Annotated in this window: 2 protein-coding genes; both read right to left on the reverse strand. The window is 75.3% G+C overall.

From position 1 onward, the window contains the following. Window positions 1–38: 38 nt before the first annotated feature. Complete coding sequence (locus tag ACFZP7_RS01080) at window positions 39–16,952, reverse strand: type I polyketide synthase (RefSeq protein ID WP_385633551.1); 16,914 nt, start codon at window positions 16,950–16,952, stop codon at window positions 39–41. Window positions 16,953–17,222: 270 nt separating this feature from the next. Continuing rightward, on the reverse strand, window positions 17,223–23,426 hold the full coding sequence (locus ACFZP7_RS01085; RefSeq protein WP_385633552.1) for a type I polyketide synthase: 6,204 nt from the start codon (window positions 23,424–23,426) through the stop codon (window positions 17,223–17,225). Window positions 23,427–23,455: the final 29 nt, after the last annotated feature.

Here is a 23,455-nt window from a genome sequence, read left to right on the forward strand (position 1 = left end):
CCGGCGGCGTGCTCGTGGCGCGCCGGCGGACGGGGCGGTTAGGCGAGCCCCAGTTCGTTGTCGATCAGGTCGAACATCTCGTCGTCCGTGGAGGTGTCGAGGTCGGAGTCGTCGTCGGGCTGGGCGCCGTCCGGGGTGGAGTCGAGCTTCCACTGGAGGGCCTTGAGGCGCTTGGCCAGGTGGGCGCGTTCCTGGTCGTCGAGTTCTGCGCCGCCGACGGCGGCTTCGAGGTCGGCCAGTTCGGCGAAGACGGGTTGCCGCGTCTCGCCGGTGTCGGTGCCCAGTTCGGTGCGCAGGTGACGTACGAGGGCTGCCGGGTCCGGGTGGTCGAAGATCAGGGTGGTGGGCAGGGAGAGGCCGGTCTCGGCGTTGAGCCGGTTGCGGAGTTCGACCGCGGTCAGTGAGGACATGCCGAGGTCGAGGAAGCCGCGGCCCGCGTCGAGGGATTCGGCGGAGGCGTGGCCGAGGACGGCGGCGACGTGGCCGAGGACGATGCGGTGCAGCAGTGCCTGCTGCTGGGGGCCGGGGAGTCCGGCCAGTCGTCGGAGGAGGTCCGCCGGTCCTTCGCGGTCGGGCATTCCGCTGCCGGCGGGGTGTGTGGTGCCGGTGGGGGCGGTGCGCCGTGGGGCCGGGCGGGCGAGGGCACGCAGCAGTGGCGGCACCTCGTCGCCGCGCAGGGCGCGGGTGTCGAGGCTGACCGGGACGAGTTGGGCGGTGTCGAGGCCGGTGGCCGCGGAGAGGAGGCCGAGGCCCTGGTCCGCGGTCAGGGGCCGGATGCCGGAGCGGGCCAGGCGGGCCAGGTCGGCGCCGTCGAGGGCTCCGGTGAGTCCGCTGCGGTCCGCCCAGAAGCCCCAGGCCAGGGAGTGCGCCGTGAGGCCGCGGGCGCGCCGGTACTGGGCGAGGGCGTCCAGGAAGGCGTTGGCGGCGGCGTAGTTGGCCTGGCCGGGTCCGCCGGCGACTCCGGCGTAGGAGGAGAACAGGACGAACGCGGTGAGTTTGCTGTCGCGGGTGAGTTCGTGCAGGTGCCAGGCGGCGTCGGCCTTGGGGCGCAGGACCCGGTCGACGCGGTCGGGGGTGAGGTCGTCCAGGAGGCCGTCGTCGAGGACGCCGGCCGCGTGGACCACCGCGGTCAGGGGGTGTTCGGCGGGGATGCCGGCGAGGACGCGGGCCAGGTCGTCGCGGTCGGCGGCGTCGCAGGCGACGATCTCGGTATCGGCGCCGAGGGCGGTGAGTTCCTCGCGCAGGGCGTTCGCTCCGGGGGCGTCGGGTCCGCGCCGGCCGGTGAGCAGCAGGTGCCGTACGCCGTGACGGGTGACCAGGTGGCGGGCGACGTGGGCGCCCAGGACGCCGGTGCCGCCGGTGATCAGGACGGTGCCGGCGCCGGTTCCGTCGCCCCAGGCACCGGTGGTGGCGGGCCGGGGGGCGTCGTCGGGGTGGTCGGCGCGCACCAGGCGGGGCACGGTGACGGTGCCCGCCCGGACGGCGAACTGGGTCTCGCCGGTGCGGGCCGCCGCGGTCACGGCGCTGATCAGGGCGTCGGCCGAGGCGTCCGGGACCTGGGGTTCGGTGTCGGTGTCGGTGGGTGAGTCGGGTCCGTCCGGGGTGGATTCGTCGCGCGCCGCCGGGTCGAGGTCGGCGAGGAGGAAGCGGCCGGGGTGTTCGGTCTGGGCGGAGCGCAGCAGGCCCCAGACGGTGGCGTCGGCGAGGCCGGGGACGGTGTCGTCCGGTCCGGTGGCGACGGCTCCTTCGGTGACCACGAGCAGCCGGGTGCCGGCGTGGCGGGGGTCGCGCAGCCAGTCGGTGGCCAGGGTGAGGGCCTGTCGCGCGGAGTCGTGCGCGCCGGCCGCGGGGTCGTCGCCCGCTGTGGGTCCGTGTACGGCCACGACCACGGCGGGGGGCTCGGCCGCGCCGCTGTCGAGGGCCGCGGTGAGGGCGGCGAGGTCGGCGTGGACCTGGACGGTGGCGCCGGACCGCTCCAGGGCGGCGGTGAGCCGACCCGGGATGCCGAGGACCGCCCAGGGGCCGTCGTGGACCGGGGTGGCGCTCCGGGTGCCGTCGTGGTCCTGGGTGGCGCTCGGGGTGCCGTCGGTCAGCGGGGTCCAGATGACGCGGTGCAGGGCGTCGGGGCCGGGGGGCGCCGGGAGCCGCTCCGGGCCGGCCCGTCGGGTGGTGACCGTGCCGGTCAGGACGGGGGTGCCGGTGGTGTCGTGGGCGTCGACCGTCCAGGTGTCCTCGCCGACGGGCGTCAGGGCGATCTGGAGCCGCGCGGCTCCGGTGGCGTGCACGGTGACGTTCCGCCAGGCGGCGGGCAGCACCGGCGCGGTGGCGTCGTCGGGGGTCGCCGCCAGGGCGACGGCGGTCTGCAGGAGCGCCGGGTGGAGGCGGAAGCGGGTGGCGTCCGCGTGGGCGCTCTCGGGCAGTTCGACGTCGGCGAGGAGCGTGTCGCCGGAGTGTCGCAGGGATCGTACGGTGCGGAACGGGGCGTCCAGGTCGAGTCCGCTGCGGTGGACGAGGTCGTGGGCCCGGTCGAGGTCGACGGTGGCGGCCGCGTCGGTGGACGCGCCGGGGCCGGGTTTCGCCGGGGCGGGGTCGGTGTGCGGGGCGGGGGCGAGGACGCCGGTCGCGTTGCGGGTCCAAGGGGTGGCGCCGCCTGCCGTGTCACCGTCGGGCCCGAGGAGGCGTGAGTGGACGGTGAAGGTGCGGCCACCGGAGCCTTCGCGTCCGCTCTCCGGGCCGCCCAGGCCGGTGTCCGGGCCTTCCGGGCCACTGTCCGTGCCGTCCGGGCCGGTGTCCGTGCCCTCCGGGCCGGGCCCCGTGCCGTCGTGCGCGGACACGGTGAGCTGGATCTCGACGCGGCCCTGGTCGGGGACGGCGACCGGAATGTGCTCGTCGAGTTCCACGACGCGGGGCAGGCCCGTCTCGTCACCGGCGCGCACCGCCCAGTCGAGGAGGGCGGTGGCGGGGACGACGGCGGTGCCGTGGGTGCGGTGGGCGTCGAGCCAGGGCTGGGTGGTGAGGGAGAGGGAGCCGCTGAGGAGCGCTCCGCCGTCGGCGAGCCGTACGACGGTGTCGAGGCCCGCCGGGTCGGCCTGTTCGCCGCCCGCCTCCAGCCAGTACCGCTCGCGCTGGAAGGCGTAGGTCGGCAGGTCGGTGGGGTGGCCGTGGGCGACGGCGGGCCGCCAGTCGACGGGCACGCCCGCCACGTGGGCGGCGGCGAGGGCGGTCAGGAAGCGGGGGGCGCCGCCGTCGTCGCGGCGCAGGGAGCCCAGGGTGACGGCGTCGGCCCCGGCGGAGGCCGCGGTGTCCTCGATGCCGACGGTGAGCACGGGGTGCGGGCTGCACTCCACGAACACGTCGTGGCCCTGGTCGACGAGGGCCCGCAGCGAGTCCTCCAGGCGCACGGTGCTCCGCAGGTTGCGGTGCCAGTACGCGGCGTCGAGCCCGGTCCCCGGGTGCCAGTCGGCGGTGACGGTGGAGAAGAACGGGATGTCGCCGTCGTGGGGTGCGATGCCGGCGAGGGCGGCGGGCAGGCTCTCGGCGAGCCGGTCGACGTGCGCGGAGTGGGAGGCGTAGTCGACGGGGACGCGGCGGGCGCGCATGCGCTGCTCCCGGCACCGGGCGAGGAGGGTGTCGAGTCCTTCGGGGTCTCCGGACACGACCACGGAGGCGGGGCCGTTGACTGCGGCGACGGAGACGCCGGGCAGGTCGGCGACGAGGGCGTCGGCCTGCTCGTGGGAGACGGCGACGGCCACCATGCCGCCGTGCCCGGACAGTTCGCGGGCGATGGCGAGGCTGCGGACGGCGACGACCGCGGCGGCGTCGGCGAGGGACAGGGCACCGCTGACGGCGGCCGCGGCGATCTCGCCCTGGGAGTGGCCGAGGACGGCGGCGGGTTCGAGGCCGTGGGCGCGCCACAGCTCGGCGAGGGAGACCATCACGGCCCACAGGGCGGGCTGGGCGACGTCGACCCGGTCGAGGGTGGGGGCGCCGTCGGTCCGGCGCAGTACCTCGGTGAGCGACCAGTCGACGTGCGGGGCGAGGGCGGCCTCGCAGTCCGCTATCGACCGGGCGAAGACCGGTGAGGCGTCGAGGAGTTCGGCGCCCATGCCCTCCCACTGGGTGCCCTGGCCGGGGAAGACCAGGACGGTCCTGCGGTCGCGGCCGGCGCCCCGGCCGCCGCTGACGACGGAGGCGGCGGGGCTGCCCTCGGCGAGGGAGGCGAGTCCGGCGCGGAAGTCGCCCGGGGTGGTGCCGATGACGACCGCCCGCTTCTCCAGGAGGGCCCGGCGGGTCACCAGGGAGTGGGCGATGTCGGCCGGGGCGGTTCCGGGGTGTGCGTCCAGGTGGGCGAGGAGGGCCTTGGCCTGGCCGCGCAGGGCGGCCTCGCTGCGGGCGGACAGCGTCCAGGGCAGGGGCGCCGTCCCGCCGGTGGCGCGGGCGTCCGCGGTGGCGTCGGCCTGCTCGGTCCCTGCCGTCGGGGCGGCCCACACGGGGACGGACGTACGGTCGGTTCCGGGGGCGTCGGAGACGGCCGGCACGTCGGTCGAGGCGTCGGACGATGCCTCGACCGGGGTGTCGGACGATGCCTCGATCGGGGTGTCGGCCGGTGCCTCCTCCAGGATGACGTGGGCGTTGGTGCCGCTGATGCCGAAGGAGGAGACGGCGGCACGGCGCGGCCGGGGCACGGCGGGCACGGGCCACTCGGTGGCCTCGGTCAGCAGCCGGACGCCGCCGCTCTGCCAGTCCACGTGCTCGGTGGGCGCGTCGATGTGGAGGCTCTTGGGGAGCGTGCCGTGCCGCAGCGCCAGCACCGTCTTGATGACGCCCGCAACGCCGGCGGCGGCCTGGGTGTGGCCCAGGTTGGACTTGACGGAGCCGAGCAGCAGCGGGTGGGCGGCGTCCCGGTCGCGGCCGTAGGTGGCGAGCAGCGCCTGGGCCTCGATGGGGTCGCCGAGCCGGGTGCCGGTGCCGTGCGCCTCGACGGCGTCGACGTCGGCGGCGCGGACGCCCGCGTCGGCGAGCGCCTGACGGATGACGCGCTGCTGGGCGGGGCCGTTGGGGGCGCTGAGGCCGTTGCTCGCGCCGTCCTGGTTGACCGCGGAGCCCCGGACGAGGGCCAGTACCCGGTGGCCGTTGCGGCGGGCGTCGGAGAGCCGTTCGACGAGGACCAGGCCGACGCCCTCGGAGAAGCCGGTGCCGTCGGCGGCGGCGGCGAACGGCTTGCAGCGGCCGTCGGCGGCCAGGCCGCGCTGGCGGGAGAAGTCCACGATGATCTCGGGCGAGCACATCACGGTGACGCCGCCGGCCAGTGCCATGGTGCACTCGCCGCCGCGCAGCGCCTGGAGCGCCATGTGCAGGGCGACCAGGGAGGACGAGCAGGCGGTGTCGACGGTGACGGCGGGACCTTCGAGGCCGAGGGTGTAGGCGACCCGGCCGGAGACGATGCTGTTGGCGTTGCCGTTGTTGACGTACCCGGCGATCTCGTCGGGTACGTGGGTGACGCGCTTGAGGTAGTCGCTGGAGGACAGGCCGGCGAAGACGCCGGTGCGGCTGCCGCGTACGGAACGGGGGTCGATGCCGGCCCGTTCGAAGACCTCCCAGGAGGTCTCCAGGAGGAGGCGCTGCTGCGGGTCCATGGCGAGCGCCTCGCGCGGGGAGATGCCGAAGAAGTCGGCGTCGAAGTCGGCGGCGTCGTGCAGGAAGCCGCCCTCGCGGGTGCGGGAGCTGCCCTGGTGTTCGGGTACGGCGTCGTAGAGGCCGTCGAGGTCCCAGCCCCGGTCGGCGGGGAAGGGCGCGATGGCGTCGGTGCCGTCGGTGAGCAGCCGCCACAGGTCCTCGGGCGACCGGACGTCGCCGGGCAGCCGGCAGGCCATGCCGACGATGGCGAAGACGTCGTCGTCGCCGTGCGCGGCGGTGGCCGGGGCGGGGGCGGCGGGCGGCGCGGCCGGGGACGCGTCGGTGAGTTCGCCGTCCAGGAAGGCGGCGAGTTCGGTGACGGTCGGGTGGTCGAAGACGAGGGTGGCGGGCAGCCGCAGTCCGGTGGCGCCGTTGAGCCGGTTGCGGAGCTCGACGGCGGTCAGCGAGTCGAAGCCGAGGTCGCGGAAGGCGCGGCCCGCGTGCAGGTGGGCGGGGTCGGTGTGGCCGAGGACGGCCGCCGCGCAGGTGCCGACCAGGTCGCGCAGGGCGGCGAGCCGGTCGTCGGCGGACAGACCCGCCAGACGTGTCCGCAGTCCGTCGGTGCCGGTGGGCGCGCCCGCTTCGGCGGTGCGCCGGGCGGGGCCCCGGTACAGGGAGCGCAGCAGGTGCGGCACGTCGCCGCCCCAGGCGCGCAGCTGTCCGGCGTCGAGGCGTACGGGCACGAGGTGGGGACGCTGCTCGGCGAGGGCGGCGTCGAAGAGCGCCATGCCGTCGGCGGCGGTCAGCGGCAGGACGCCGGAGCGGCGGACCCGGGCGAGGTCGGTGTCGTCGAGGTGGCCGGTCAGGGAGCTGGCGTCGGCCCACAGGCCCCAGGACAGCGAGGTGGTGGGCAGTCCCTCGGCGCGGCGCCGGTGGGCGAGGGCGTCGAGGTAGGTGTTGGCGGCGGCGTAGTTGGCCTGTCCGGCGTTGCCGAAGACGCCGGCGCCCGCGGAGAACAGCACGAGGTCCGCGAGGTCGAGGCCGCGGGTGAGGCGGTCCAGGTGACGCGCGGCGTCGGCCTTCGGCGCGAGGACGGTACGCATCCGGTCGGGGGTGAGGTGTTCGAGGACGCCGTCGTCGAGGACGCCCGCCGCGTGCACGACCGCGGTGAGGGGGTGTGCGGCGGGTACGGCGGCGATGACCCGGGAGAGCGCGTCGGCGTCGGCGGCGTCGCAGGCGGCGAGGGTGACGTGGGCGCCCAGTGCCTCCAGTTCGGTCCGGAGTTCGGTGGCGCCCGGGGTCTCGGGGCCGCGGCGCCCGGTGAGGAGCAGGTGCCGCATGCCGTGCCGGGTGACGAGGTGGCGGGCGAGGATGCCGCCGAGGACGCCCGCGCCGCCGGTGATCAGTACGGTGCCCTCGGGGTCCCAGGCGCGCGGCAGGGTGAGGACGATCTTGCCGTAGTGCTTGGCCTGCGCCATGTGGCGGAAGGCCTCGCGGGAGTGGCGCACGTCCCAGGTGACGGTGGGCAGCGGGCGCAGGGCGCCGGAGGCGAACAGGCCGGTGAGGTCGCGGAACATCTCCCGGATGCGGTCCTCGCCCGCCTCGCGCAGTTCGTACGCCTGGTAGAGGGCGACGTCCGGGTGGTCGCGGACGACCTGCTCGGGGTCGCGGACGTCGGTCTTGCCCATCTCGACCAGGCGCCCGCCGGGAGCGAGGAGCCGCAGCGAGGCGTCGACGAAGTCGCCCGCCAGGGAGTTGAGGACGACGTCGACGCCGCGTCCGCCGCTCGCGGCCCGGAACCGGTCCTCGAAGCCGAGGTCCCGCGACGAGGCGAGGCGGGAGTCGTCCCAGCCGTCGGCGCGCAGCAGGGCGCGCTTGTGCTCGCCGGCCGTGCCGTACACCTCGGCGCCCCAGTGGCGGGCGAGCTGGACGGCGGCCATGCCGACGCCGCCGGCCGCGGCGTGCACGACGACGGACTCCCCCGCCTCCAGGCGGGCGAGGTCGCGCAGGCCGTAGTAGGCGGTGAGGAAGGCGACGGGCACGGAGGCCGCCTGCGCCCAGGTCCAGCCGTCGGGTACGGGGGCGACCATGCGGGCGTCGGCCACGGCGTGGGTGGCGAAGCCGCCCGTGACCAGGCCCATGACGCGGTCGCCGGGGGCGAAGTCGGTGACGCCGTCGCCGACGGCGGTGACCACACCGGCGGCCTCGGCGCCCAGGAGTACGGCCGGGCCGGGGTACATGTCCAGGGTGTTGAGCACGTCGCGGAAGTTGAGGCCGGCGGCGCGCACCTCGATCAGCAGGTGACCGGCGGCGGGGGCCTCGGTCGCCTCGGGGCAGGCGACGAGTTCCAGCTCGTCGACGGAGCCCTTCCGCGGGATGTCCAGCCGCCAGGCGCCGGCACCGGACGGCACGGTGAGCGCGTCGCCGGTGCGGGGCCGGGCCAGGCGGGGGGCGTACGGCTCGCCCTGGCGGATGGCCAGCTGCGGTTCGCCGGTGGCGAGCGCGGCGGGCAGGGCCCGCCAGGAGTCGTCGTGGGCGTCGAGGTCGACGAGGACGAGGCGGCCGGGGTGCTGGGTCTGGGCGGAGCGCACCAGGCCCCACACGGCGGCGCCGGGCAGGTCGTGGGCGGGGTCGCCGGGTCCGGTGGCGACGGCGCCGCGGGTGACGACGACCAGCGGGGTGCCGTCGGTGCGGTCGTCGGCGAGCCAGTCCTGGACGGTGGCGAGCACGTGGTCGAGGACGGTGTCGGGGACGTCCGAGTCGTCCGCCGCCTCCGGCTCCCGGGCGAACAGCAGGACGGCGCCGGGGGGGCGCCCGGTGGTGGCGTGGTGTTCGGTCAGCTCGGCGAGGGTGCCGAAGGCGGGCAGTGGGGTTCCGCTGCCGTCGGGTGCGGCGGCGGGGGTACCGAGGACGGCGAGGCCGGGCGCGGCGGGGGCGGCGACGGGCGGGGTGACGGGGGTCCAGTCGAGCCGGAACAGCCAGTCGCGGGCGGCGCGCGCGGACGGGTCGAGGGCCTCGGCGGTGACCTCGCGGACGGCCAGCGACTCGATGACGGCGACCGGTGCGCCCGTCGGGTCGGTCATGTGGACGGTGATCGTGTCCGGCCCCGCCGGGGAGACCCGCACGCGCAACGCGGTGGCGCCGGTCGCGTGCAGCGACACGCCGGACCAGGCGAACGGCACGACGGTGCGGTCGCCGTCGGACGTGAGGTTGGCCGCGTGCAGGGCGGCGTCGAGGAGGGCGGGGTGGATGCCGAAGCGTCCGGCGTCGCCGCGGACCTGTTCGGGCAGGACGACCTCGGCGAACACGTCGTCGCCACGGCTCCAGGCGGCGCGTACGCCCTGGAAGACGGGGCCGAACTCGTACCCGCGGCCCGCGAGGAAGTCGTAGAAGCCGTCGGCGGCGACGGTGGTGGCGCCCCGGGGCGGCCAGACGGTCAAGTCCTCGGGCCGTTCGACGCCCGGTACGCCGGGCTCGGTGAGGCTTCCCCGGGCGCGGAGCGTCCACAACTCCTCGCCGCCGCCGTCGGGTCCGGTGGTGCGGGTGTGGACGCTGACGGGGCGGCGCCCGGACGCGTCGGGCTCACCGACCGCGATCTGCACCTGGACCTCTCCGCGTTCCCGCAGGACGACGGGCGCCTGCAGGGTGAGTTCGTCGACCTGGCCGCAGCCCAGTGCGTCACCGGCGCGGATCACGGACTCCACGAGCGCGGTGCCGGGCACGATCACGGTGCCGGACACGGCGTGGTCGGCGAGCCAGGGGTGGGTGCGCAGCGACCAGCGGGCGGTGGCCACGAGGCCGTCCCCGCCCGCGAGTTCGACGGAGGCGCCGAGCAGCGGGTGGTCGGGCGAGTCGAGGCCGGCGGAGGTCACGTCGCCGCCGAAGTCGGCGAAGCGCGGCCAGTAGTGCTGCCGTTGGAAGGGGTAGGTGGGGAGGTCGACGCGGTGGGGTCGGGTGCCTTCGTAGTACGTGTCCCAGTCGACGTCGGCGCCCAGCGCCCACGCCTGGCCCAGGGAGAGGGTGAACCGCTCCAGTCCGCCCTCGTCACGGCGGAGCGTGCCGACCACACCGGCGCTCGCGCCCGCGTCCTCGATGGTCTCCTGCACCCCGGTCGCGACGACCGGGTGCGCGCTCACCTCGACGAAGACGTGGAACCCGTCGGCCAGCAGCGCACGCGTCGCCGCCTCGAACTCCACCGTCCCGCGCAGATTGCGGTACCAGTAGCCGCCGTCCAGCTCGGCGGTGTCGATCAGCGACCCGGAGACGGTGGAGTAGAACGGCACTGCGCAGGACCGTCCGACGACCGGGGCCAGCAGTTCCGCGAGCTCCTCCTCGATCCGCTCGACGTGTGCCGAGTGCGAGGCGTAGTCGACGGCCACCCTGCGCGCCCGGACGCCGGTCCGCTCGCACCGGTCCAGGAGCTCGTCCAGGGCGTCGGCGTCGCCGGAGACGATGACCGACGACGGGCCGTTGACGGCGGCGACGCCGATCCGTCCGTCGAAGTCGTCCAGCAGGTCGCGCACGTCCCGGACGCCCCGCGCGACCGACACCATGCCGCCCAGCCCGGACAGGGCGCGCAGCGCACGCGACCGCAGCGCCACCACCCGCGCGCCGTCCCGCAGGGACAGCCCACCGGCCACCACCGCGGCGGCGATCTCGCCCTGCGAGTGCCCCAGCACCGCGGCGGGCTCCACGCCCCGGGACCGCCACACCTCGGCGAGGGACACCATCACCGCCCACAGCGCGGGCTGGACGACGTCCACGCGCTCCAGGGACGGCGCACCCTCCGCGCCTTTCAGGACATCCGGCAGCGACCAGTCCACGAACGGCTCGAGCGCCGCCGCGCACTCCGCGACGCGCGACGCGAACACCGGTGAGGTCGCCAGGAGTTCGGTCGCCATGCCGGCCCACTGCGAGCCCTGGCCCGGGAAGACGAACACCACACCGCCCGAGCCCTCGCCCGCGACGCCCTCCACGACACCGGCGGCGGCTTCGCCCGCGGCCAGCGCGTCGAGGCCCGCGAGCAGGGTCTCCGTGTCCCGGCCGACGACCACGGCACGGTGGTCCATGGCCACGCGGGTGGTCACCAGCGAGTGCGCCACGTCCAGCACCCGAGCGTCCGAGGAGCGCACGGCGGCGGCCAGTCGCGCGGCCTGCTCGCCCACGGCCGCACGGGACTTCGCCGACAGCGTCCACGGCCACCAGCCGTCCTCGACGGCCGGCGTCGCCTCCTCGGCCGACGCCGCCTCCTCGGCCGGCGCCGGATCGGGTGCCGGAGCCTCCTCCAGGATGAGGTGGCCGTTGGTGCCGCTGATGCCGAAGGAGGAGACGCCGGCCCGGCGGGGACGGCCGGTCTCCGGCCAGGGCGTGGCCTCGGTGACCAGGCGGACGGCGCCGCTCGACCAGTCGACGACGGGGGTCGGCTTGGTGATGTGCAGGCTCTTGGGCAGGGTGCCGTGCCGCATCGCCAGGATCATCTTCATCATGCCGGCGACGCCGGCGGCGGCCTGGGTGTGACCGATGTTCGACTTCAACGAGCCGAGGAGCAGGGGCCGCTCGGGGTCGCGGTCCTGGCCGTAGGTGGCGAGGATGGCCTGCGCCTCGATCGGGTCGCCGAGCGGGGTGCCGGTGCCGTGCGCCTCGACGGCGTCCACGTCGGCGGGGGTCAGGCCCGCGTTGGCGAGGGCCTGGCGGATGACGCGCTGCTGGGAGGGGCCGTTGGGGGCGGTCAGGCCGTTGGAGGCGCCGTCCTGGTTGAGGGCCGAGCCGCGGACCACCGCGAGGACGGGGTGGCCGTTGCGGCGCGCGTCGGAGAGCCGTTCGAGGAGCACGAGGCCGACGCCCTCGGCGAAGCCCATGCCGTCGGCGCCCTCCGCGAAGGCCTTGCAGCGGCCGTCGGCGGCCAGGCCGCGCTGCCGGGAGAACTCCACGTACGGCTCGGGCGTGGACATGACGGTGACGCCGCCGGCCAGCGCCATGGTGCACTCGCCGGTGCGCAGCGACTGGAGCGCCAGGTGCAGAGCCACCATCGAGGAGGAGCAGCCGGTGTCCATGGTGACGGCGGGGCCCTCGAAGCCGTACGTGTAGGAGAGACGGCCCGAGGCGATGCTGGAGGCGTTGCCGGTCATCAGGTGTCCGGCGAGCTGTTCCTGGGCGGCGGCACCGCCGAGCCGGACCTGGTAGTCGGTGGTGATGCTGCCGACGAAGACGCCGGTGGCGCTGTTGCGCAGGGTCCGCGGGTCGATGCCGGCGCGTTCGAAGGTCTCCCAGGAGGTCTCCAGCAGCAGCCGCTGCTGCGGGTCCATCGCCAGCGCCTCGCGCGGGGAGATCCCGAAGAACGCGGGGTCGAATCCGGCGACGTCCCGGATGAAGCCGCCCTCGCGGCTGTACGTGGTGCCCTGCCGGTCGGGGTCCGGGTCGTAGAGGGAGTCCAGGTCCCAGCCGCGGTCCTCGGGCGGGGTGGACACGACGTCCAGCTCGGCCGCCATCAGCTCCCACAGTTCCTCGGGCGTGGTGACGCCGCCGGGGAAGCGGCAGGCCATCGCGACGACGGCCATCGGCTCGTCGGTGATGCCCGCGGACACCACGGCGGGCGCGGCGGCGGTGCGGTCCTCGCCGAGGAGCAGGGTGCGCAGGTGCGCGACGACCGCCGCGGTGTTCGGGTAGTCGAAGAGCAGGGTGGTGGGGAGCTTGAGGTCGGTGGCGGTGGTGATCCGGTTGCGGACCTCCACGGCGGTCAGCGAGTCGAAGCCGAGGTCCTTGAAGGCGCGGTCGACGTCGACCGCTTCCGGTGAGGAGTACCGCAGGGCGGTGGCGACCTCGGCCCGGACCAGGTCGGTGAGCAGACGGTCCTGCTCGGCGGGCGCGAGGGCGCGCAGCCGGTCGCGCAGGGCATGGGTGTCGGGCGCCGCGGCGGCGGCCGCCGCCAGGGCGCGGCGGACCTCCGGCAGGTCCCCGACGAGCGGGCTGGGCCGGGCCGCCGTCATCACGGAGGCGTACGCGCGCCAGTCCACGTCGACGACGGTGGTGTGGGAGGCGCCCTCGGCGACGGCGGCGCGCAGCGCGGCGACGGCGGTCTCGGGGGCCATGGGGGTGAGGCCGTCGTGGCTCATCCGGTCGGCGAGCACGTCCGCGGTGGCCATGCCGGCGTCCGCCCACGGGCCCCAGGCCACGGAGGTGACGGGCAGGCCCTCGGCGCGCCGCTGTTCGGCGACGGCGTCCAGGTAGGCGTTGGCGGCGGCGTAGTTGGCCTGTCCGGCGTTGCCGAGGACGCCGACGATCGACGAGAACAGCACGAACAGGGTGACCGGGTGGTCGCGGGCCAGTTCGTGCAGGTGCGCGGTGCCGGCCGTCTTGGGGCGGAGGACCGCCTCGAAGCGGTCCAGGGTGAGGGAGTCGAGGACGCCGTCGTCGAGGACGCCGGCGGCGTGCACGACACCGGTGAGGGGCAGCTCGGCGGGGAGACCGGCCAGGAGGCGGGCGAGCTGGTCGCGGTCGGCCACGTCGCAGTCGGCGACGGTGACCCGGGCTCCGAGGCCGGTCAGTTCCGCCACCAGTTCGGACACGCCGGGCGCGTCGGACCCGCGGCGGCTGGTGAGGACGAGGTGGCGTGCGCCGTGGGCGGCCAGCGAGCGGGCGACATGGGCGCCGAGCGCGCCGGTGCCGCCGGTGATCAGGACGGTGTCGTGGTCGCCCCAGCCGCCGATCCCGTCGTCCTCGCCGGCCGCGGTCACGCTCGGCGCGTCCTCGGTGGCCGCGGTCGGCTCGGGGAGCGGCATACGGGCCAGGCGGCGGGCGTACGCGCCGGAAGTCCGTACGGCGATCTGGTCCTCCTCGCCACCGAGGAGAGCGGCGAGCCGGGCGAGGCACCGGGCGTCGGGCTCCGCGGGGATGTCGGCGAGACCGCCCCAGGCGTCGGGCAGTTCCAGGGCGACGGCACGCCCGAAGCCCCAGGTCTCGGCCTGGACCGGCGAGGTCAGCGGGTCACGGCCGTCGACCGAGACGGCACCGCGGGTCAGGGCCCACAGCCGGGCTCCGGTCCCGGACAGGGCGTGCACCAGGTCCTTGGCGGTGGCGAGGCCGCGCGGTACGACGGGGTGGTCGGGGTGGGGGTGTTCGTCGAGAGCGAGCAGCGAGAGCACTCCGGCGGGTGCGTCGCCGTCGGTGTCCGGGCCGTGGCCCGGGCCCGTGGTGAGGAGGGCGGTGAGGGCGGCGGTGTCCTCGTCGCCGGTGAGGTCGTGGCGTTCGATGCGCAGGCCGCGGGCGGCGAGGGCCGCGAGTACGTCCGCCACCCAGGGGTCGTCGGCGTGCCCGGAGGGGACGAGCACCGGCCAGCGGCCGCCGGGCACGGTGCCGCCGGCGCCGGTCAGCGCGGTCCAGGTGACGCGGTAGCGCCAGCCGTCCAGGGTCGAGCGCAGGGTACGGCGGCGGCGCCAGGACGCCAGCGCGGGCAGCAGGGTACCGAAGGCCTCGACGTCGTCCCCGGTGACTTCCAGGACGGAGGAGAGGCGGGTGATGTCGCCGCTCTCGACGGCCGACCAGAACTCGCCGTCCGCGGTGTCTCCACCGGACGCGGCGGCGGCCGACTCGGCGGGTGTCAGCCAGTACCACTCGCGACGGAAGGGGTAGGTGGGGAGGTCGACGCGCTGGGGCCGGGTGCCTTCGTAGTACGCGTCCCAGTCGACGTCGGCGCCCAGCGCCCACGCCTCCCCCAGTGACGTGGTGAACCGCTCCAGTCCGCCCTCGTCACGACGCAGCGTGCCCACCACACCCGCCCGCACACCGGCGTCCTCGAAGGTCTCCCGCACCCCGGTCGCCACCACCGGATGCGCGCTCACCTCCACGAACACCCGGAAACCGTCCGCCAGCAGCGCACGCGTCGCCGCCTCGAACTCCACCGTCCCCCGCAGATTGCGGTACCAGTACGAGCCGTCCAGAACGGCGGTGTCGATCGCTTCCCCCGTCACCGTCGAGTAGAACGGCACCTCGCAGGACCGGGCCGTCACCGGAGCCAGCAGCCGCGCCAGTTCCTCCTCGATACGCTCCACATGCGCCGAGTGCGACGCGTAGTCCACCGCCACCCGACGCGCCCGCACTCCCGCCGCTTCGCACTCGGCCACGAACGCGTCCAGCGCGTCCGCGTCTCCGGACACCACCACGGACGACGGGCCGTTCACCGCCGCCACACCGATCCGGCCCTCGTAGCCGGCCAGCAGCCCGCGCACCTCGTCCACGCCACGCGCCACCGAGACCATGCCGCCCAGACCTGACAGCGCCCGCAACGCCCGCGAACGCAACGCCACCACCCGCGCGCCGTCCTCCAGCGACAGACCGCCCGCCACCACGGCGGCCGCGATCTCCCCCTGCGAGTGCCCCACCACCGCGGCCGGCCGCACACCTCGCGAACGCCATACTTCGGCGAGCGACACCATCACCGCCCACAACGCGGGCTGCACCACGTCCACCCGCTCCAGCGACGCCGCACCCTCCACGCCGCGCAGGACATCCGGCAGCGACCAGTCCACGAACGGCGCCAACGCCCGCGCGCACGCGGCGATACGGGACGCGAACACCGGCGAGGTCTCCAGCAGTTCCACCGCCATCCCGGCCCACTGCGAGCCCTGGCCCGGGAAGACGAACACCACGCCCCCCGTGCCGTCCCCCGCGGCGCCCTCCACGACCCGGGCGGAGGGCTCACCCGCCGCCAGCGCGTCGAGGCCGGCGAGCAGATCGTCCACGTCGCGGCCGACGACCACCGCTCGCTGGTCCATCGCCACCCGCGTCACCGCGAGCGCGTGCGCCACGTCCAGCACGGAGGCGTCCGACGCGCGCACCGTCGCCGCCAGCCGCGCCGCCTGCTCCCCCACCGCCGCACGCGACTTGCCCGACACCACCCACGGCCACCACGCGCCCTCGGCCTGTCCGGGCTCCGCGACCTCGGGTGCCTCTTCGGCCGGAGCCTGTTCGAGCACGAGGTGGGCGTTGGTGCCGCTGACGCCGAAGGAGGACACGGCGGCGCGGCGCGGACGGCCGGTCTCCGGCCAGGCGGTGTGCTCGGTGAGCAGTTCCACTCCGCCGTCCTCCCAGTCCGCGTTCGGGGTGGGCGCGTCGATGTGGAGGCTCTTGGGCAGGATTCCGTGGCGCATGGCCTGCACCATCTTGATCACGCCGGCGACGCCGGACGCGGCCTGGGTGTGCCCGGTGTTGGACTTCAGCGAGCCGAGCAGCAGCGGTCGTCCGTCGCCGCGGTCCCGCCCGTAGGTGGCGAGGAGTGCCTGCGCCTCGATGGGGTCGCCGAGGGTGGTGCCGGTGCCGTGCGCCTCGACGGCGTCGACCTCGGCGGAGGTGAGGCCGGAGTCGATGAGGGCCTGCCGGATCAGCCGCTGCTGGGAGGGGCCGTTGGGGGCGGTGAGGCCGTTGGAAGCGCCGTCCTGGTTGATGGCGGAGCCGCGGATCACGGCGAGGACGGGGTGGCCGTTGCGGCGGGCGTCGGACAGGCGCTCCAGCAGGATCAGGCCGGCGCCCTCGGACCAGGCGGTTCCGTCGGCGGCGGCGGCGAAGGCCTTGCAGCGGCCGTCGGCGGCGAGTCCGCGCTGCCGGGCGAACTCGGTGAACATCTTCGGCGTCGACATGACCGTGGCACCGCCGGCCAGGGCGAGGGAGCACTCCCCCTGGCGCAGGGAGCGCACGGCCAGGTGCAGCGCCACCAGCGAGGAGGAGCAGGCGGTGTCGACCGTGACGGCGGGGCCTTCGAAGCCGTACGTGTAGGACAGGCGGCCGGAGGCGACGGCGACCGTGTTGCCGGTGAGGAGGTGGCCTGCGACCTCCTCCTGGCGTCCTCGTGCGGCACCGTCGTAGTCGCCGTGCCCGGTGCCGACGAAGACGCCGGTGGGGCTGCCGGTCAGTGCGTCGGGCGCGATCCCGGCGCGTTCCAGGGTCTCCCAGGAGGTCTCCAGGAGCAGCCGCTGCTGCGGGTCCATGGCGAGGGCCTCACGCGGGGAGATCCCGAAGAACGCCGGGTCGAACTCACCGGCGTCGTGCAGGAAGCCGCCTTCGCGGGCGTAGGTGGTGCCGTGGTGGGCGGGATCGGGGTGGAACAGCCGGTCGAGGTCCCAGCCGCGGTTGGTGGGGAAGGCGGAGATGGCGTCCACGCCGTCCCTGGCCAGTTCCCACAGTTCTTCGGGGGAGCGCACGCCGCCGGGGTAGCGGCAGGCCATGGCGACGACGGCGATGGGCTCGCGGTCCCGGTTCTCGGCCTCGTCGAGTCGCTGACGTGCCTCCTGAAGGTCGGCCACGGCCCGCTTGAGGTACGCGCGGAGCTTGTCCTCGTTCGACATCAGGTGCCCACCTCTCCATGAGATTCCGGAACTCGCGAAAAGCGGAGAGCGGCGAATCCGGATTCCACGCCCCGACACTGCTGGATGTTCCGGCGGGCGCGGCGCCCGTCCGGCAGATCCGGTCCGGGGCGACAGGCCGACCCGGTCCGAGGGCCAGTCTGGCCGTCCCGGACTGCGGGTTTCCCTAAAGTGCGCCGGGGGGGCGTACGGAGCCGGAAGGCCCCGGTCCGTGGTCGGACACGGGGCCGGGGCCTTCCGGACGGAGTGCGGTCAGCCGACGACGGCGGTGTCCTGCCGGGACGCGGCGTCGGAGGTGACCGTGGTCTCCAGGGCGGTGAGCCACTCCTCCACGAGTCCGGCCGCGGGGCCGGAGTCCTCGCGGATGAGGGAGAGGTGGTCGGCGTCCAGGGGGCGCACGGTGGCGTCCGGGACGACCGGCTCGTGCAGGCGCTCGGGGTCGGGAGCGGGAACGCCCTCGATGAGCGCCCGGGTGCACTTGATCTCCAGGACGGGCGCGGTGGTGGGGTGCACGTCGAGGGCGTTGAGCAGCACCATCCAGCGGCCCATGGCGGACAGCCGGGAGTTGGTGAGGCGCACCGGGGAGTCGTCCACGGCGGTGAAGTTGAACTTCATCATGCCGTTGTAGTCGACGCCCTCGTCGCTGTCGTGCCGGATGCTGAGGGTGTCGAGGAGGACGACGGCGGTGGGGCGGATGCCCCAGGTGCTCTCCAGGACGCCGGCCGCGGCGTAGGCGAGGGATCCGCCGGAGGAGTGGCCGAGGAGGACGAAGGGCTTGCCGTCGGCGGCCTGGAGGGCGCTCTCCGCGATGATCCGGGCGGCTGCCTCGGGGTGGGCGGGCAGGGCCTCTCCGGTGTTGAACCCGATGAGGGGCAGGGCGGTGACGTCCCGCTTGCCGCGGAAGTGGCCGGACAGGGTGGCGTACTGGTGGACGCCGCCGTTGGCGGTGGGGGCGCTGACGCAGACGAGCCGGGACGGGGCGGGTCCCTCGGCGAGCGTCACCGGCCAGGGCAGGTCCTCGAGTTCGGCGGTGACCTCGAAGGAGGGGCGGAGCGCGGCGACGGTGGCGAGCATCCGCTGGGCCTCGCGGAGCTTGCCCTGGGCGAGGCCGTCGAGGAAGAGGCGTTCCATCGAGTCGTTCTCGGCGGGGCCGCCGGTGGCGCCGGTCTGCGGGGCGGCACCGCCCTGGGCGCCGAGTTCGGTGCGCAGCCAGGCGGTGAGACCGCTCGGGGAACCGCTGTCGTAGACGATGCTCGCGGGAAGCTGGAGTCCGGTGGCCTCGCTGAGTCTGCGGCGCAGCTCGATGCCGATCAGGGAGTCGAAGCCGAGTTCGAGGAAGTCGCGGTCGGGGTCGACGTCGGCGGTGTCGGTGTGTCCGAGGAGTTCCGCGGCGCAGTCGACGACCAGGTCGAGGAGGGCGGTGTCCTGCTCGGCGGCGCTCAGGGAGGCGAAGTGCTCCCGGAAGGAGGCCGGTTCGGTGGGACGGGCCGGGCGCGGGGTGGTGGCCGAGGCGGTGTTGCGCGGGGCCCGGACCAGGCCGCGCATGAGCGGGGGTACGTCGTCGGGGTGGGCGATACCCGGGGGCGTCGCCAGGGCGGTGGCCACCACCAGGGGTGCGTCGAGGCGCAGCGCGGTGTCGAGGAGTACGAGGGCACGGTCACGGGACAGCGTGTCGATGCCGCCGGCGCGGATGCGCTGCCGGCCGCTGTCGGTGAGGAGGTCTCCGGCCATGCCGTCGTCGAGGTCCCAGGCTCCCCAGGCGACGGACAGGGCGGGCAGGCCCTGGGCGGCGCGGTGCCGGGCGAGGGCGTCGAGGAAGCAGTTGGCGGCGACGTAGTTGGCCTGCCCGGCGCGGGCGGTGACGCCGGAGATGGAGGAGTAGAGGACGAAGGCGTCGAGGCCGAGGTCCCGGGTGAGGTCGTGCAGGTGCCAGGCGGCGTCCGCCTTGGGCCGCAGGACAGCCGCGAGGCGTTCCGGCGTGAGCGTGGTGAGCACGGTGTCGTCCAGGACACCGGCCGCGTGCACGACGCCGGTGAGCGGGTGTGCGGCGGGGATGTCGGCGAGCAGCGACGCCAGGGCGTCGCGGTCCGCCACGTCGCAGGCGGCGAAGGTGACGTGGGCGCCCAGCGCCTCCAGTTCGGCACGGAGCCCGTCGGCGCCCGGGGCGTCCGGGCCTCGGCGGCCCGCCAGCAGGAGCCGGGTGACGCCGTGGCGGGTGACCAGGTGGCGGGCGGTGGCCGCGCCGAGGGTGCCGGTGCCACCGGTGACGAGGACGGTGCCGTCGCGGCCAGCGCCGAAGGCGTCGGGGAGATCAGGGCCGTCCTGGACGGCGGGCGGGTCCAGCGGGGCGAGCCGCGCGACGAGTACCCGCCCGTCGCGGACGGCGGTCTGGGGTTCGCCCACGGCGAGCACGTCGTCCAGGGGAAGCCGGGCGCCGGGTTCGAGGTCGACGAGGGTGAAGGCACCGGGGTGCTCGGCCTGGGCGGTGCGGATCAGGCCCCACACGGCGGCGCCCGCGGGAGAGACGGCCGGGTCGCCCGGCAGGGCGGCGACGGCGCCGCGGGCGACGAAGACGAGGCGGGCTCCCGGGGGCCTCGGGGTGCCGAGCCACTCCTGGAGGAGCACGAGGGCGGCCCGGGTCGCTTCGTGGGTGGCGGTGACCGGACCGTCGCCGGAGCCGGCGGCCTCGGCGTCGTCGCCGCCGATCATGGGCACGAGGACGACGGTGTCGTCCTCGGTGACCTGGGAGAGCGAGGTGAGGACGGTGCCGGTGGCGAAGGGGTCGGTACCGAGGGCGACGCGAGGGCCGGTGGCGACGGGCGCGGGCGCCGGTTCGGCGGGGACCCACTCCAGGCCGAGCAGGGAGGCGCGGTCCGCGGCACCGGGCCCCAGGAGCCGGGCGGTGGACGAGGGCCGCAGGGCCAGCGACTCGACGGAGAGGACGGGCCGTCCCGAGGTGTCGACGGCGGCGATGGACACGGAGTCCTCGCCGGCCTTGCCGATGCGGACCCGCAGCCGGGTGGCACCGGAGGCGTGCAGGGTGGCACCGGCCCACGAGAAAGGCAGCAGCCCCTGGTCGGCGTCCTTCAGGTCGACGTACTCCACCGCGTGCAGGGCGGCGGTGAGCAGAGCCGGGTGGAGGCCGAACAGGGCGGCGTCGTCGGTGCGGTCGGGCAGTTCCAGTTCGGCGAAGACCTCGTCGCCGCGCGTCCAGACGCCGCGCAGGCCCTGGAAGAGGGGGCCGTACTCGGTGCGCTCGTAGAACCCGGTCAGGTCGACGGGGTCGGCACCGGCGGGCGGCCAGGCAGGGGATTCGAAGGGGACGACGTGTTCGCCTGGGGTCAGTACGCCGGTGGCGTGCTGGGTCCAGGGTGCGTCGTCGGCGTCGGCGGGCCGGCAGTGGATGCCGAGCGGACGTCCGCCGGAGGCGTCGGGGGGACCGACGCGGACCTGGACGGCGACGGCGTCCTTGGGGTCGAGGCCGAGGGGGGTGGTGAGGGTGAGTTCCTGCACGCGTCCGCAGCCGACCTGGTCGCCCGCGCGGACGGCCAGTTCCAGGAAGCCGGTCGCGGGGAAGAGGATCACGCCGCCCATGGTGTGGTCGGCGAGCCAGGGGTGGGTGCGCAGTCCGATGCGTCCGGTGAGGAGGACGTCCTCGGCGCCGGCGAGGGCGACCGCGGCACCGAGGAAGGGGTGCCCGGCCGGGGTGAGGCCGGCGCCGGGGATGTCGGCGGCGTGGGCGAGGGGACGCGGCCAGTAGCGGCGGTGCTGCCAGGCGTAGGTGGGCAGGTCGGCGCGACGGGCTCCGGTGCCGTGGAACCAGGCGGCCCAGTCGACGCGTACACCGGCGACGTGCAGCTCGGCGAGGCCGGTCAGCAGGGCGTGCTGCTCCGGGCGCTTGGACCGCAGGGCGGGCACCGCGACGGTGTCCGTGGCACCGTCGCGGCTGTCGAGGGTCTGCCGGGTGAGGGCAGTGAGGACGCCGCCGGGCCCGATCTCCAGGAAGGCGTCCGCACCGGCATCGGCGAGGGCGCGCACGCCGTCGGCGAAACGGACGGTGGCGCGGACGTGGTCCACCCAGTACGCGGGAGTGGTCAGCCGGCCCGGCTCGGCCACCCTGCCCGTGACGTTGGAGACGACCGGGATGCGGGGTTCGGCGTACGCCAGGGTCTCCGCCACCTGACGGAAGGCATCCAGCATCGGCTCCATCAGGGCCGAGTGGAAGGCGTGACTGACCGACAGACGCTGGACCTTGCGCCCCTCGCCCGCGAACTCGTCTGCCAGCGCGGTCACCTCTGCTTCGGGGCCTGCGATGACCACGGAGTCCGGGCCGTTGACCGCGGCCACGGACAGAGCGCCGGTGAGGTGGTCGACGACCTCCGCCTCGGTCGCCTGCACGGCCACCATCGCGCCACCCGCCGGCAGCTCCTGCATCAACCGGGCCCGAGCCGCCACCAGCGTGCACGCGTCCTTCAGCGAGAACACCCCCGCCACATACGCGGCCGCGATCTCACCGACCGAGTGCCCCGCGACGAACTCCGGCGTGACACCCCACGACTCCACCAGCCGGAACAACGCCACCTCGACCGCGAACAACGCAGGCTGCGTATACCCGGTGGTGTCGAGAAGGGCCGCCTCCTCGCTGCCCTCCTCCGCGAACAACACCTCGCGCAAAGGTCGATCGAGCTGCGGATCCAGCAACGACAGCACCTCGTCGAGCGCCCCCGCGAACACCGGGAAACGGGCATACAACTCACGCCCCATCCCCACCCGCTGCGACCCCTGACCGGAGAACAGCACCGCGAGCGAACGCTCCACGGCCCGCCCCCGGGCCACCTCCACCGGCTCCCCCGCACCGCCGACGGGGGCCAGCAGGACCGCACGGTGCTCGAAGGTGGAGCGGCCGGTGGCCAGGGAGAAGCCCAGGTCCAGGGCGGTGGCGCCGGTGACGTCGGTGAGCCGGGCGATCTGGGCGTCCAGGGAGCCCCGGGTCTTGGCCGACACCGTCCAGGGGACGACGGTGGGAACGGCGGCGGGCGTGGCTCCCGGTTCCTCCGTCGCGTCGTCGGTGGGCTCCTCAGCGTCGGGGGCCTGCTCGATGACGAGGTGGGCGTTGGTGCCGCTGATGCCGAAGGAGGAGACGCCGGCGCGGCGTGGCCGCCCGGTCTCCGGCCACGGGGTGGGCTCGGTGAGCAGGCGTACGTTGCCGGCCTCCCAGTCGACGTGCGTGGACGGCCGGTCGATGTGCAGGGACTTGGGCAGGACGCCGTGCCGGATGGCGAGGACCGTCTTGATGACGCCGGCGACACCGGCGGCGGCCTGGGAGTGGCCGATGTTCGACTTCACGGAGCCCAGCAGCAGGGGGCGGTCCGCGGGCCGGTCCTGGCCGTAGGTGGCGAGCAGGGCCTGCGCCTCGATGGGGTCGCCCAGCGGGGTGCCGGTGCCGTGTGCCTCGACGGCGTCCACGTCGGCGGCGGAGAGCCCGGCCCCGGCGAGTGCCTGGCGGATGACGCGCTGCTGGGAAGGGCCGTTGGGCGCCGTCAGACCGTTGGAGGCACCGTCCTGGTTGACGGCCGAGCCCCGGATCACGGCGAGGACCTGGTGGCCGTTGCGGCGGGCGTCGGACAGGCGCTCCAGGACGAGCACGCCGGCGCCCTCGGACCAGCCGGTGCCGTCGGCGGCGTCCGCGAAGGCCTTGCATCGGCCGCTGGTGGAGATGCCGCCCTGGCGGGTGAACCCGGAGAAGCCCATGGGGGTGGACATCACGGTGACGCCACCGGCGAGGGCGAGGCCGCACTCGCCGTTGCGCAGGGCCTGGGCGGCCAGGTGGATGGCGACCAGGGAGGCCGAGCAGGCGGTGTCGACGGTGACGGCGGGTCCGGCGAGGTCGAAGGCGTAGGACAGGCGTCCGGAGACGACACTGGCGGTGAGGCCGGTGGTGGCGTGTCCCTCGGCGTCCTCGCGGGAGTTCATGACGACGCCGACGTAGTCGACGCCGGCGGTGCCGACGAAGACGCCGGTACGGCTGCCGCGCAGCGAGACCGGGTCGATGCCGGCTCGTTCGACGGCCTCCCAGGTGGTCTCCAGGAGGATGCGCTGCTGGGGGTCCATGGCGACGGCCTCGCGGGGCGAGATCCCGAAGAAGCCGGCGTCGAAGGCTGCGGCGTCGACGAATCCGCCCTCGGCGGCGGCGCTGCTGCCGGCGCCTTCGCCGTTGAGGGCGTCGAGGTCCCAGCCGCGGTCGTCGGGGAAGGGGGTGATGCCGTCGCGGCCCTCGTCGAGGAGCCGCCAGTAGTCCTCGGGGGAGTTCACGCCGCCGGGCAGGCGGCAGGCCATGCCGACGACGGCGATGGGTTCGCGGCGTTCCGCCTCGGTCTCCTCCAGGCGGCGCCGGGTCTTGTGCAGATCGGCCGTGACCCACTTGAGGTAGTCGACGAGCTTCTTGTCATCGGGCATGACGGTGGGGAACCTTCCTGTGGTGGATC

This window comes from Streptomyces sp. SudanB5_2050 (genome assembly GCF_964272335.1).
In the GTDB taxonomy this organism is placed as follows: Bacteria; Actinomycetota; Actinomycetes; order Streptomycetales; family Streptomycetaceae; genus Streptomyces; species Streptomyces rochei.

Excerpts from the sequence above, each read along its gene's own strand:
- ACFZP7_RS01080 (WP_385633551.1), bottom strand. The coding sequence starts at position 16,952 with ATGTCGAACGAGGACAAGCTCCGCGCGTACCTCAAGCGGGCCGTGGCC.
- ACFZP7_RS01085 (WP_385633552.1), bottom strand. The coding sequence starts at position 23,426 with ATGCCCGATGACAAGAAGCTCGTCGACTACCTCAAGTGGGTCACGGCC.